This window comes from Novosphingobium sp. NDB2Meth1, from assembly GCF_900117425.1.
Lineage (GTDB): Bacteria > Pseudomonadota > Alphaproteobacteria > Sphingomonadales > Sphingomonadaceae > Novosphingobium.
The window spans coordinates 265408-277747 of the sequence record NZ_FPEH01000011.1 but is presented as its reverse complement, the minus strand read 5'-3'; the positions used below and the strand labels follow the sequence as shown (position 1 = coordinate 277747).

Sequence of the window (12340 nt, the reverse complement as noted above, 5' to 3'; positions counted from 1 at the left end):
AGCCTACTCCTCCCATTCCGCGTTGCCATCCACGCCCAGCAATTGCCCGGTGATATGGCGCGCGGCGGGGGAGGCGAGGAACAGGACAGTGGCGGCAAGATCCTCCACTGCAATGCGCGTGCGCATCGAGATGAAGCGCAGCAGGTGCCGCTCGAAGGCTTCCGGGCTCTCGCCGCGCTCTGCGGCACCGGTGCGGATAAGCGCATCGAGCCGGGGGTTGTCGATCGCGCCGGGGAGGATGGCGTTGATGCGCACGCCGAAGGGCCCCAGCTCGCGCGCCAGATTGCGCGTCATCGCCTCGAGCGCGCCTTTGGCTGCGATATAGGCGGTGCGTCCGGGCAGGCCGGTGCGGGTGGAGGAGCTCGAAAAGTTGATGATCGCACCGCGCCCGCGCGCCTTCATCTGCGGGATGACTTCGCGGCAGCAGAGGAACGCGGCACCGGCCGATCCGGCGATGGTTTCCATGAAGTCCTGATAGCCGAGGTCCTCGGCCAAACCGCGCGGGCCGCCAAGCCCGACGGTGTTGACGAGCACTTCGACCGGCCCGCTGCCGCGCACTTCGGCGAAAAAGCTGGCGACGGCGCCTTCATCCATCACATCGACACAGCGCGCGGCAATCGCGGGGTGGGTGAGCGCAGCAATCGCTTCGTCCGAACGGTCCGCCACGAAGACGCGCCGTCCAGCCTCGGCAAAGGCGAGCGCGGTGGCCCGGCCGACGCTGGTGGCGCCGCCGGTGACGACGACCAGACCGGCATCCTCGGCTTGCTTCTCGTCACCCTGCGATTCCATGCCCTCTCCGAATTTGATCAAAATTGTCTTGGCAGCATTCTTAAACTGGTATAGCAGATATTGCCAGAGACAATCTTCCGGCGTGTAGGATGACGCCGGTAGAGATGAAAATCCGGGGACACGGCAGGCAGCGCCACGGCAAGGGGAGAAGCGGGGCATGCGCAAGGCGGGCAAAGTGGTGATCACCTGTGCGGTGACCGGCTCGATCCACACGCCGACGATGTCACCCCACCTGCCGATCACGCCGGACCAGATCGTGGAGCAATCAGTCGAAGCGGCGGAGGCGGGGGCAGCGATCCTCCATCTCCACGCGCGCAATCCTGAAGACGGGCGGCCCACTGCCGATGCCGATGTGTTCATGCAGTTCCTGCCACGCATCCGGCAGATGACTGACGCGGTGATCAACATCACCACCGGCGGCGGCCCGGGCATGACCATCGACGACCGGCTTGCCGCCCCGCGCCGCGCCAGCCCGGAGCTCACTTCGCTCAACATGGGCACGATGAACTTCGGCGCGCACGGCCTCGCCGAGCGCTATACCGACTGGAAGTACGACTGGGAGAAGCCCTTTCTCGAAAGCACCCGCAGCGGCTTCCAGAGCAATACCTTCGCACAGATCGAGCAGATCATCACCGAGCTGCATCACGAACGCGGCACGATGTTCGAGTACGAGTGCTACGACGTCGGCCACCTCTACAACCTCGCGCATTTCCGGGATCGCGGGCTCATCCGCGGGCCGATGCTGATCCAGTGCATCCTTGGTGTGCTCGGCGGGATCGGGCCGCAGTTCAGCCATCTGCTCCACATGAAGGAAACCGCCGACCGGCTGTTCGGTGATGATTACTACCTCTCGTGCTTCGCCATCGGGCGCGACCAGATGCGCTTCCTTGCGATGGGCGCGCTGCTTGGCGGCAACGTGCGGGTCGGGCTGGAAGACAGCCTCTATATCGAGCGCGGCCAGCTGGCTCAGAGCAATGCGCAGCAGGTGCGCAAGATCCGCGGCATTCTCGAAAGCCTCGGGCTGGAGATCGCCACGCCTGCCGAGGCGCGCGAGATGCTGAGCCTCAAGGGCGGCGACAAGGTGGCGTTCTGATGGCCGAGACCTATCGCGGCGTGGCCTTCCCCTGGCTCTGCGACCAGCAGGGGCATCTGACGACATCGCAGTACATGCTGATGTTCGATGTCGCGTCCTATCACCTGATGGACCTGCTCACGCGCGGCATCGGCGATGATCCGGCGCTGTCGTGGGCGGATGTGCGGCACGAGATCGACTACCGCGCCGAAGTGCCGGCGGGCGCGCTGGTGGTGATCGACAGCATGATCGAGGCCATGGGCACGTCGTCGCTGCGCGCGGTGCACGAAATGCGCTCCACCGATGGCGCGGTGGTCCATGCGCGGATGTTGGCGGTCTCGGTGCGTTTCGACAAGGCTGCGCGCCGGTCTGCACCGCTCAGCCCGGCGCTGCGCGAGCGCGCGGCGGCGCTGCTTCCGGTTGTGGAGCCCACAGCATGAGCGCCGGGTCAGCGCGCGCCGATCTCGCGGGCGGCACGGCTGCTGCGCTCGATGATCGCCTTCATCGCACTTCGGGCGAAGTCCGGATCGCGCATGCGCACGGCCTCGACGAGACGGCGGTGGAGCACCGTCTGCTCGGCGCGGTAGGCCTGCGCGCAGTCGCCGGTGGTCATGAAGCCGGTCAGCAGCGGGCCGAAGCGCAGCCACAGGTTCTCGATGATCTGGACCAGCTGCGGCGATCCGGTCATCCGGTAGATCGCGAAGTGGAAGGCGAGGTTTGCAGAGAGCTGCGCGCTATCGACCGCGGCAGGGAGATCGAAGGACTCCAGTGCGGCGAGCGCGGCTTCCAGATTGGCGAACGTTTCGCCGGTCGCCGCTTCGGCGGCGCGGGCCGCGGCATGCGGTTCGATCAGCAGGCGCAGTGCGAAGAGTTCCTCGATCTCGGCCGTTTCGAGCAAGGGCACGCGCAGCCGGCCGTTGGGCAGCGCATCGAGCGCGCCTTCGGCGGCGAGGCGCTGCACCGCATCGCGCACCGGCATGGTGCCGACGCCGAGCTCCTCGCAGAGCTTGCGCACGGGGAGCGAGGCACCGGCGGGAAAGCTTCCGAGCATGAGCATCCGCTTGAGATCAAGGTAGACCTTGTCGCGCTGCGTGGCACGGGCCGTGCGCCCTCCGACGGCGTCGTGCTCGGGTCCTTCACTCATCGCGCCCGTCCTTCCCCCACGCCCCACGCGGCGGAGCGGCGCGCTACAAGCACCAGATTTGGGCGCCCGGCGCAAGACCGGCCGCGACAGGGGAGCAAGTCGTTCATGGCCCAGCCTATCCTGCAGATCCTGCGCGCGGCGTTGCTGGCGCTGCTCGCCGCATGGGCCGCACCGGCGCTCGCCGAGGAAGGCCCGCCGAGCAATGCGCAGCTCAGCCAGCGCGGGGCGTTCACCGGGATCATCGGCAAGTTGCGCTCGATCCACACCCCGAACGGGATCGATACGCTTGAGCAGGTCGAGATCGGCGGGGTGAAGCAGTGGATCTCGATCCGCGGACGCGACAAGGCGAACCCGGTGCTGCTCGTGCTCCACGGCGGGCCGGGCACGCCCACGCTGCCGCTCGCGTGGGCCTACCAGAACGGCTGGGAAGACTACTTCACCGTGGTCAACTGGGAGCAGCGCGGTGCGGGCAAGAACTGGCAATTGACCGACGGCGAGAAGCTGGCGCCGACGATGTCGCTCGACCGCCTGGTCGACGATGCGGCCGAGGTGATCGGCGCGCTGCGCGGCAAGCTGGGCCAGCGGCGCGTTGTGGTGATGGGTTTTTCCTATGGCACCTGGATCGGCACTGCGCTCGCGCTCAAGCATCCCGAGCTGATCTCGGCCTATGTCGGCGTCGGGCAGGTGTTCGATGATGCCGAGCGCGATGTCTACAATGGCGGGCTTGCCGAGGCGCGCGCGCAGCACAACGAAGCGGCGATCAAGGGGCTGGAGGCGCTTGCGCCTTATCCCAACCCGGATGGCAGCGTCGACATCACCAAGATCGTTGCGGTGCGCAAATGGGTCAAGGCCGTCGGCGGCGGCTGGTACGGCTGGAGCGATCTGGAACTGCTCTATCAGCTCCCGGTACTCTCGCCTGAATACGACGCCAAGGACCTCGCCGGATGGCCGATCGGCAACAGCTGGTTCGGCATGTCGCTGGGCAAGGAACTGAAGGAGGGGCCGCAGCTTGCGCGGCGCGGGCTCGCCTTCAAGGTGCCGGTGTTCTTCTTCATGGGGCGGCACGACCTGATGACGCCCTACGTCTCCGCGCAGCGCTATTTCGGAAAGCTGAGCGCGCCGGGCAAGACGTTCGTCACCTTCGAGAACGCCTCGCATTTCGTGATGCTCGAGGAGCCGGGGCGCTTTCTCGTCGAGCTGGTCGGCAAGGTCCGGTCGGTCGCCACGGCGCGCGAATGAGGGGGCGCGCGATGTTTCCACGCAGACATATCAGAATGGGGAGTTCCACCATGCACATGAGGTACCTTTGCGGCACCGCGCTCGCGCTGCTCGCCGCCACTGCCCAGCCGGCCCTTGCCGCCGATGCCGCCGCGTCCGACAGCACCGAGACGAAGGAACTCGTCGGCAATGAGATCATCGTCACCGCCTCCAAGCGCGAGCAGCGGCTGATCGACGTGCCCGCGAGCATCGTGGCGGTAACCGATGTCGACCTGCGCCGCCGGGGCGCGACTGAACTGCGCGACATTTTGGCCAATACGGCGGGCGTCAACAACCCTTCCGCGGGTGCGCGCAGCCTTGCGAACATCACGATCCGCGGCGTCACCACCGGCACGGTCAGCGGCATTCGCCAGAATACCGTGCAGCAGCTTTATGACGACATTCCGCTCGACCCGACGGCCAACGCCGGCACCACCAACCTGCGCCTGATCGATGTCGAGCGCGTCGAGGTGCTGCGCGGGCCGCAGGGCACGCTGTTCGGCTCGGGCTCGCTGGCGGGTGCGATCCGCTATGTGACGCGCAAGCCCGACGTCGATACCGTTTCGGGCCGGATCGAGGGCTCTGTCTCCTTCACCAAGGATGGCGGGACAAACGGCAGCGGGCAGGCGACGGTCAACATCCCGCTGATCCCGGGCAAGCTCGCGCTGCGCGCTTCGGGCTATGCTTTCGGCGATGCGGGCTGGGTCGACAACCAGCGTACGGGCCGCAAGGACGAGAACGGATCCGAGACCTACGGCGGCCGCGCGACGCTCCATTGGCAGGCGACCGAGACTTTTCAGGCCGATCTGAGCTGGCTCTACCAGTCGATCTTCGACAAATCGAACGGTGGCAGCAACTATGACGGTCCGGACCACAATCAGGTGACCATCGGCCGTGTCGACACCGCGTTCAGGGGCCGCAACTCGATCGTTGGTCTCAATCTCAAGTACGATGCGGGCAGCTTCACGGTCACCTCGCAGAGCACCTACCACGACCGCAAGCTGCGCTACATCAGCCAGAACGGGTACTACTTCCCGCTGGTGACCGGCATTCTTTCCGGCTTCCAGAACGTGCAGGAAGGCTACAGCAGCGATGTCTCGCCCAACAACGGCAAGATCTTCACGCAGGAACTGCGCATCGCCTCGAGCGGAACCGGACCTTTCAAGTGGACGGTCGGCGGGTTCTATCTCGATGCCGACATCACGGCCGGACAGTTTGCGCGTTCGCCCGACCTTGTTCCGATCCTTGGCGGCGACAATGTGGTCGATCTCAACATCAAGGGCCGCCAGATCGAATACGCAGGCTTCGGCGAGGCGACCTACACGCTGGGCGACAAGATCGACCTTTCGGCGGGCGTGCGCGTCTCGCGCGTGACGCTGCGCAACGACGTGCGCACTGGCGGCTTCCTGCCGGTGTTCTCGCTCGATCCTGCCGCCTATGTGAACAAGACCTTCAATCAGCGCAACACGCCGGTGACGCCGCACTTCTCGATCACCTGGCGCCCCACACAGGATCTCAGCCTCTATGCGGCGGCGGCGCGCGGCTACCGTGTGGGCGGCATCAACGTAACGTCCGGCGTTGGCGGACGTCGCACGCCGGAGACCTACAACTCGGACAGCCTGTGGAACTACGAAGTCGGCGTGAAGGGCCGCCTGTTCGACGGGCGCCTCGATTTCGCTCTGGCCGGTTACTACATCGACTGGAAGGACATCCAGGTCTCGCTCGTCAACAACATTGGCCAGTACACCGGCAACGCGGGCCGCGCGCATCTCTATGGCGTGGAGTTCGAAGGCACCGCGCGGTTGACGGATCACTTCACGCTGGGCGCGGCCTTCAACTTCGCCAGCAACGAGATCGCGCAGCGCACCGAAGGGCTGGGGACGGCGGCGGGCGTCGTGACGGTGGTGCCGGGTGACAAGCTCGCCGCTTCGCCGGAATCGCAGGCGAACGGCTTTGCCGAGTACCGCTTCGATCTGGGCAAGGCGCAGGTCTATGCGCGCCTTGCCGCGCGGTATGTCGGCCCGGCCTATACCGCGTTCAACCGGGCCGGCGCGCGCTTCGGCGACTACGGCGCGGCGGACTTGCGCATCGGTGCGGACTTCGGACGATTCGAGCTGGTGGCCTTCATCAACAACCTGACCGATTCCGCAGGCAAGACCAGTGCGGGCGACGCCACGTTCGCCGGCCCCGTGCTGCTGCAGGAAAAGGTCGCGTTCCGCCTGCAACCGCGCACGATCGGCCTGACCGCGCGGGCGAACTTCTGAACCGGCCCCGGCTTGACCCTGCCCGGCTCTGCTCTGCAAAGTCGGGCAGGGACCGTGGGGCTGCGAGGAAGCGATGACTAACGAGGAATTCCGGGCGTTGGGGCACCGGCTGGTCGATTGGGCGGCAGACTACCGCCGCGATCTGGCCGTGCGCCCGGTCGGCGGCGACTTTGTGCCCGGACGAGTGCGTGCGATGCTGCCACCTGTTGCTCCCGAGGCGGGGGGCGGGCTTGAGGTGGCGCTCGCCGCACTCGATACCGTGGTGCTGCCCAACATGGTCCACTGGCAGCACCCGCGCTATTTCGGGTGGTTTCCAACCGGGGGGCAGGAAGCCGGTGTGCTGGGCGAACTCGTTTCGGCGGTGCTCGGCAGCGTGGGGCTTTCCTGGGAATCCTCGCCCGCGCTGACCGAGGTGGAGGAAGTCGTCATCGGCTGGTGCCGCCAGCTGTTCGATCTGCCCGACGCCTGCCAGGGTGTGATCCAGGACAGCGCCTCGACCGCGACGCTGGTCGCCTTGCTCGCGGCGCGCGAGCGGGCCTCAGGCTATGCGCAGTTCGGCGGCGGGCTGCGGGCGCTGGAGCGACCGTTGGTGGTCTACTATGGCGAGAGCAGCCACAGCTCGGTCGAGAAGGCGGCGCTATTGGCGGGGTTCGGGCGCGACAACCTGCGGAAGATACCCGGCGGCGCTGACGATGCCATGGCGCCCGATGCGCTTGCCGCACAGATCGAGGCGGACATTGCGGCCGGCTGCGTGCCTTGCGCGATTGTGGCGTCCAGTGGATCGACCGGTACACTTGCGTTCGATCCGTTGGAGGAAATTGCGAGCCTCGCCGCGCAGCACTGTATCTGGTTCCATATCGATGCGGCAATGGCGGGTGCGGCGCTGATCCTGCCCGAATTGCGCGCGCGGTTTGCGGGGATCGAGCTTGCTGATTCCATTGTGATCAACGCGCACAAATGGCTCGGCGTGCCCTTCGATTGCAGCCTCTATTTCGTGCGCGAGCCCGAAGCGCTGGAGCGGGTGATGTCGACCAATCCCGCCTATCTCCAGTCCGCGCGCGACAGCGAAGTGCGCAACTACCGCGATTGGGGCTTGCCGCTGGGCCGCCGTTTCCGCGCGCTCAAGCTGTGGTTCGTGCTTGCCGATCTCGGCGCGGAAGGGCTGCGGGCCAAGCTGCGCAAGGATCTGGCGCTGGCTGAGGACTTGGCGGCCAAGGTTGCAGAAGCGCCCGGCTGGCGGCTGGTGCGGCCGCTTCGGTTGCAGACAGTCTGCTTGGTGCACGAGCCTGCGGGCCTTACCGGCGCGGCGCTTGACGCGCATACCCGGCGCTGGGCCGCGTCAGTCAATGCTTCGGGCAAGGCGTGGCTGTCGCCTTCGCAGATCGACGGGCGCTGGTTCGTACGCGTGTCGATCGGGTCTGAGCGGACCGGGCCGGAAGACGTCGCCCGGGCATGGGCAGCTATGCAGCTCGAAGCCGAACGCAGCGCCGCATTGGCTTGAACCTCAGCGCGGGACGTCGCCGTCCCAGTGCTCGACGATCCGGCCATCCTTCACACGAAACATGTCAAACGCGGTGGTGGTAAAGGGTTTGTCCTGCGGCGTCTTGCCCGGCATCTGCCGCGCGAATGCGAGCACCACGATGTCGCGTTCGGCGGTGATGGAAATGAGACCGCCGCGGATTTCGGCAACCGGTGCCGAAGCGTGGGCATAGGGCGTGAAGAAACGCACAAACCCGGCGCGGCCGGTGGGGACGTTGGGATTGTGCTGGAGGTAATCCTCGGCAAGGAAATCGCCCGCGCGGTCAAGGTTCTGTGCCTCGATCACCACGCGCCAGAAATCGAACACCAGCTTCTTGTTGGAGGCCAGCTGCGGATCCGGACTGGTAAGCATGGCTGCCTGGCTGCCCGCAGGCGCTGCAGCAGGGGGCGGCGACACGGGGTCTGCAGCGAGGGCAGCCGCAGGCGTGAGCACGAGCAAGGTGGCTGCCGGAAGCGAGCGGAACAGGCGGGCAGGCATCATCAAGGTCACTCCTCAGGCGAGCAGTGCAGGAAGGATTGTGCCGGTACAGGCGCTGAAGCCGATGGTGCGGTAGCCCTCGCGCCGCGCGGTGCCGCGCAGGGTCAGGCGGTCGCCGTCTTCAAGGAAGGTGCGTGTCTCGCCGCCGGGCAGGGTTATCGGCTCGCGCCCGCCCTTGGTCAGTTCGAGCAGGCTCCCGGCACCTGCGGGGTCGGGGCCGGAAAGCGTGCCGGTGCCAAGCAGATCGCCCGGTGCCAGATTGCAGCCATTGCTGGTGTGGTGGGTGACAAGCTGCGCCGGAGTCCAGTGCATCGCCGCGCCTGCGGTGCTGCGTGACAGGACATGCGGCGCAGTACCAGCCTCGCGCATTGCGGCGGTTTCGAGCAGGACTTCGAGCTCGATGGCGATCATGCCGTCCGCGGCGTCGGCAGGATCGCGCAAGTAGGGCAGCGGCTGCGGTTCGCCTTCGGCGCGGGGGGAAGGGGGGCAGCGGAAGGGTGCCAAGGCCTCGCGGGTCACCACCCAGGGTGACACGGTCGTGGCGAAGTTCTTGGCGAGAAAGGGGCCGAGCGGCTGGTACTCCCACGCCTGCACATCGCGCGCGGACCAGTCGTTGAGGAGGCACAGGCCGCCGATGCGCTCCCACGCCTCGCTGATCGGCACCGGCGTGCCGAGCGGATTGGCGCCGGCAATCCACAGGCCGAGTTCGAGTTCGTAGTCGAGGCGGCGGGTGGGACCGAAGACGGGGGCGGTCTCGCCCGGCGGGAGGGTCTGGCCGATGGGGCGAGTCACAGAGGCGCCGGAGGCCTGCACCGAGCTGGCCCGGCCGTGGTAGCCGATCGGCACATGATGGTAGTTCGGCAGCAGCGGATTGTCCGGCCGAAACAGCGCGCCCACCGCGCGGGCGTGGTGGATGCCGACGTAGAAATCTGTGTAGTCGCCGATTGCGAAGGGCAGGAGGAGCGTGCAGGCGTCTGCATGGTGCAGGTGCGGCCTGATCTCTTCGGCGTGGGCCGCATTGGTGAGCAGCGCGAAAAGAGCGTAGCGCAGCGCGAGGCGGGCCGCGAAGGGCAGCGCGAACAGCGCATTGAGGCGCGGCTCGCCAAGTGCCGCGCCGAGTTCGGCAGGCAGGAGCGAAGCAATCCCGCGCAGGTCCAGCACTTCGTCGCCGATGGCTGTGCCGATGCGGGGATCAGTGCTACCCGCCGGAGTAAACACCCCCAGCGGCAGGTTCTGCACCGGAAACGCCGCGTGGTCCTGCGCAGACTCGACCCAGCTTTGCGCCGCCGGGTCGTGGGTGTGATCGATCATTCGCTCGCACCCGGTTCCTTGTGCAGCCATTCGGCGTGGCGCGGCGCGCGCTTGGTGCGGCTCCATTCCTCGAGCATCACCGGCGCGAGTGTCTCCAGTTCCGCGTACTGCGCAGGGGTGCCGATATTGCACGCGAGTTCGAGCCGGTGGCCGTTGGGATCGAAGAAGTAGATCGAGCGGAAAATGCCGTGGTAGGTTGGCCCGAGCACGTCGATGCCCTCGGCCTCCAGATGCGCCTTCGCCGCATGGAGCGCGGCTTCATCGACCACTTCGAAGGCGAGGTGCTGAACCCATGCCGGGGTGTTGGGATCCTTGCCCATTTCCGGCTGGTTGGGCAGCTCGAAGAACGCCAGCACATTGCCGCCGCCGCAATCGAGGAAGACATGCATATAGGGATCGTGCTCGCCGGTCGAGGGTACCGTGTCCTCGGCGAAGGCGGTGGTGTAGCGCATGCCCATCACGCGCTCGTACCACGCCACGGTCTCCTTGGCGTCGCGGCACCGGTAGGCGACGTGGTGGATGCGCTGGATCTGCGGGATCATGCGGCGGCTCCTTCCACCTGCAGCACGCCGCGGCGCAGCTGGTCGCGCTCCATCGACTGGAACAATGCGGTGAAATTGCCCTCGCCGAAGCCTTCGTCCTTCTTGCGCTGGATGAATTCGAAGAACACCGGGCCGATCTGCGTTTCGGAGAAGATCTGGAGCAGAAGGCGCGGATCGCCCTTCTCGGTCGAGCCGTCGAGCAGGATGCCGCGCTTCTGCAGCTCCTCCACCGGCTCGCCGTGGCCGGGGAGGCGTTCATCCAGCATCTCGTAATAGGTCGCGGGCGGCGCGGTCATGAAGGGGGTGCCGAGCGCCTTGAGGCGGTCCCAGGCGCCAAGGAGATCGTCGCACGAGAAGGCGATGTGCTGGATGCCCTCGCCATTGTAGGCGCGCAGGAATTCCTCGATCTGGCCGCCGCCGGCCTTGGCCTCTTCGTTAAGCGGGATGCGGATCTTGCCGTCCGGGGCGGTCATCGCGCGACTGGTGAGGCCGGTGTATTCGCCCTTGATGTCGAAGTAGCGGATCTCGCGGAAGTTGAAGATGCGCTCGTAGAAGGCGGCCCAATGCGCCATGCGGCCGCCGTAGACGTTGTGAGTGAGGTGATCGATGGTGTGGAAGCCCGCGCCCTTGGGCTGGCGGTCCACCTCCGGCAGGTAGACGAAATCGATGTCGTAGATCGAGAGGTCACCCAGCGGCGAGCCTTCGTAACGGTCGATCAGGTAGATGATCGCGCCGCCGATGCCGCGGATGGCGGGGAGGCTGAGCTCCATCGGGCCGGTGCGCACCTCGACCGGTTCGGCCCCGCGTTCGAGGGCGACGCGGTAAGCCTCGGCCGCATTGCGCACGCGCCAGCCCATGCCGCAGGCGGAGGGACCATGCTCGGCTGCAAAGTAGGCAGCGGGGCTCTTCGGCTCGTAGTTGGCGATGAGGTTGATGCCGCCCTGCCGCCAAAGCTGCACCGCCTTGGAGCGGTGGTTGGCGATATGGGTGAAGCCCATCGCGGCGAAGACGGGTTCGAGCAGGCCAGGCTGGGGCGCGGAAAATTCGATGAACTCGAAGCCATCGAGGCCGAGCGGATTGTCGAACAGGTCGGTTGTCTTGGCCTCGGCGTTCAACGCATTTCTCCCACGATTCCGGTTGCGGGAGAAGGATAGCGCAAAGGGCATGCGTTGTCCGCGCAAAGTCAGCGCCGCGATAGCGCATCCATGCATCAATTTCGCATGAAGCGTTGGTGATTGGTGATTTTCGTGCGTCCTTGCAACTCTGGCTGGAGTTATCGCGCGCCGTTAGTCAGGGCGTGGTCAGCAGCCGTACCATCGCGTCTTCCCAAGCCGTCACCGCCTTTTCGATCTGCGCGCGCGGGACGGCGCGGATCGTCTCCAGCGAGAGGCCGAACATGATCGCGTTGTTGAGCAGGCGCACGGTCTCGACACGCGGGTCATCAGGGCTGATGACCCCCTCGAGAATGCGCGCGAGCAGGCGGCGGACGAAAGCGCTGTGGCGCGAGAGCGTATCGCCGATCGCGTCGGCAAGTTCGGGATCGTCGCGCATCGCAAGCTCGATTTCCATCGCTGCGACGAGTTCCTTGGTGCCGATCAGCGACCACGAGGCCTTGGACAGCGCGAGGAAGCGCGGGAGGCCCTCCGGCACGCCCCGCAGCGCGCGGCGATAGGCGAGGAAGCGCTCGGTGGCGAAGCGGCGCACGACCGCCGCCATGAGGCCCGCCTTTGTCGGATACTGGTGCTGCAGCGCGCCGAGGCTGACACCGGCTGCCTTGGCGATCTGGCTGGTAGTCGCACCAGCATAGCCGACCTGGTGGAGCAGTTCGACCGAGGAGGAGAGGATCTTGCGCCGAGTCTCGGCGCTGCGCTCACCCTGCGTGCGGCGCACTGAACGCTGCGCCGGTGCGCTATCGGGCGCAAATGCTAGGGTCTGGCTGTTCAC

At 66.5% G+C, this 12340-nt stretch carries 12 protein-coding genes; 5 read left to right on the top strand and 7 right to left on the bottom strand.

Features of this window, described 5'->3' with window-relative positions:
- Positions 1-3: 3 nt before the first annotated feature.
- A complete protein-coding gene (locus NDB2M1_RS01660) occupies positions 4-789 on the bottom strand; it encodes an SDR family NAD(P)-dependent oxidoreductase (protein WP_072379013.1) in 786 nt (261 codons plus the stop codon).
- Positions 790-946: 157 nt separating this feature from the next.
- Here NDB2M1_RS01660 and NDB2M1_RS01655 point away from each other — a divergent pair, with 157 nt between their 5' ends.
- Positions 947-1882, top strand: coding sequence for a 3,5-dioxohexanoate:acetyl-CoA acetone transferase (locus NDB2M1_RS01655; protein WP_072379011.1), 936 nt, complete (start codon positions 947-949; stop codon positions 1880-1882).
- Positions 1882-2301, top strand: a complete 420-nt coding sequence (locus tag NDB2M1_RS01650; protein ID WP_072379008.1) for an acyl-CoA thioesterase — start codon at positions 1882-1884, stop codon at positions 2299-2301. Before NDB2M1_RS01655 ends, NDB2M1_RS01650 begins: the two co-directional genes overlap by 1 nt.
- 8 nt (positions 2302-2309) lie before the next feature.
- Here NDB2M1_RS01650 and NDB2M1_RS01645 read toward each other — a convergent pair whose 3' ends face one another.
- Positions 2310-3005: a GntR family transcriptional regulator gene (locus NDB2M1_RS01645; RefSeq protein WP_072379006.1), complete on the bottom strand. Its 696-nt coding sequence runs from the start codon at positions 3003-3005 to the stop codon at positions 2310-2312.
- 105 nt (positions 3006-3110) lie between these two features.
- Between NDB2M1_RS01645 and NDB2M1_RS01640 the strand changes: the two genes are divergently transcribed.
- From NDB2M1_RS01640 to NDB2M1_RS01630, 3 genes are all read left to right on the top strand, one after another.
- A complete protein-coding gene (locus tag NDB2M1_RS01640; protein WP_072379004.1) occupies positions 3111-4244 on the top strand; it encodes an alpha/beta fold hydrolase in 1134 nt (377 codons plus the stop codon).
- A 50-nt stretch (positions 4245-4294) separates the two neighbouring features.
- A complete protein-coding gene (locus NDB2M1_RS01635; RefSeq protein WP_072379002.1) occupies positions 4295-6526 on the top strand; it encodes a TonB-dependent receptor in 2232 nt (743 codons plus the stop codon).
- Positions 6527-6599: 73 nt separating this feature from the next.
- Positions 6600-8027, top strand: a complete 1428-nt coding sequence (locus NDB2M1_RS01630; protein ID WP_072379000.1) for a pyridoxal phosphate-dependent decarboxylase family protein — start codon at positions 6600-6602, stop codon at positions 8025-8027.
- A 3-nt stretch (positions 8028-8030) separates the two neighbouring features.
- Here NDB2M1_RS01630 and NDB2M1_RS01625 read toward each other — a convergent pair whose 3' ends face one another.
- The 5 genes from NDB2M1_RS01625 to NDB2M1_RS01605 all read right to left on the bottom strand — a co-directional run bounded on the left by NDB2M1_RS01625 (position 8031) and on the right by NDB2M1_RS01605 (position 12340).
- A complete protein-coding gene (locus NDB2M1_RS01625; RefSeq protein WP_083554591.1) occupies positions 8031-8546 on the bottom strand; it encodes a nuclear transport factor 2 family protein in 516 nt (171 codons plus the stop codon).
- A 12-nt stretch (positions 8547-8558) separates the two neighbouring features.
- On the bottom strand, positions 8559-9854 hold the full coding sequence (gene fahA / locus NDB2M1_RS01620) for a fumarylacetoacetase (protein WP_072378998.1): 1296 nt from the start codon (positions 9852-9854) through the stop codon (positions 8559-8561).
- The gene (locus NDB2M1_RS01615; RefSeq protein ID WP_072378996.1) at positions 9851-10396 is read right to left on the bottom strand and encodes a VOC family protein; all 546 of its coding nucleotides are present in this window, start codon (positions 10394-10396) and stop codon (positions 9851-9853) included. Before NDB2M1_RS01615 ends, fahA begins: the two co-directional genes overlap by 4 nt.
- Complete coding sequence (hppD, locus tag NDB2M1_RS01610; RefSeq protein WP_072378994.1) at positions 10393-11511, bottom strand: 4-hydroxyphenylpyruvate dioxygenase; 1119 nt, start codon at positions 11509-11511, stop codon at positions 10393-10395. Before hppD ends, NDB2M1_RS01615 begins: the two co-directional genes overlap by 4 nt.
- Positions 11512-11686: 175 nt before the next feature.
- Positions 11687-12340, bottom strand: coding sequence for a TetR/AcrR family transcriptional regulator (locus NDB2M1_RS01605; protein WP_171955296.1), 654 nt, complete (start codon positions 12338-12340; stop codon positions 11687-11689).

Coding starts and splice junctions, on each gene's coding strand:
- NDB2M1_RS01630 (WP_072379000.1), top strand. CDS start 6,600: ATGACTAACGAGGAATTCCGGGCGTTGGGGCACCGGCTGGTCGATTGG.
- NDB2M1_RS01635 (WP_072379002.1), top strand. CDS start 4,295: ATGCACATGAGGTACCTTTGCGGCACCGCGCTCGCGCTGCTCGCCGCC.
- fahA (WP_072378998.1), bottom strand. CDS start 9,854: ATGATCGATCACACCCACGACCCGGCGGCGCAAAGCTGGGTCGAGTCT.
- NDB2M1_RS01625 (WP_083554591.1), bottom strand. CDS start 8,546: ATGATGCCTGCCCGCCTGTTCCGCTCGCTTCCGGCAGCCACCTTGCTC.
- NDB2M1_RS01655 (WP_072379011.1), top strand. CDS start 947: ATGCGCAAGGCGGGCAAAGTGGTGATCACCTGTGCGGTGACCGGCTCG.
- NDB2M1_RS01660 (WP_072379013.1), bottom strand. CDS start 789: ATGGAATCGCAGGGTGACGAGAAGCAAGCCGAGGATGCCGGTCTGGTC.
- NDB2M1_RS01615 (WP_072378996.1), bottom strand. CDS start 10,396: ATGATCCCGCAGATCCAGCGCATCCACCACGTCGCCTACCGGTGCCGC.
- NDB2M1_RS01640 (WP_072379004.1), top strand. CDS start 3,111: ATGGCCCAGCCTATCCTGCAGATCCTGCGCGCGGCGTTGCTGGCGCTG.
- NDB2M1_RS01645 (WP_072379006.1), bottom strand. CDS start 3,005: ATGAGTGAAGGACCCGAGCACGACGCCGTCGGAGGGCGCACGGCCCGT.
- NDB2M1_RS01650 (WP_072379008.1), top strand. CDS start 1,882: ATGGCCGAGACCTATCGCGGCGTGGCCTTCCCCTGGCTCTGCGACCAG.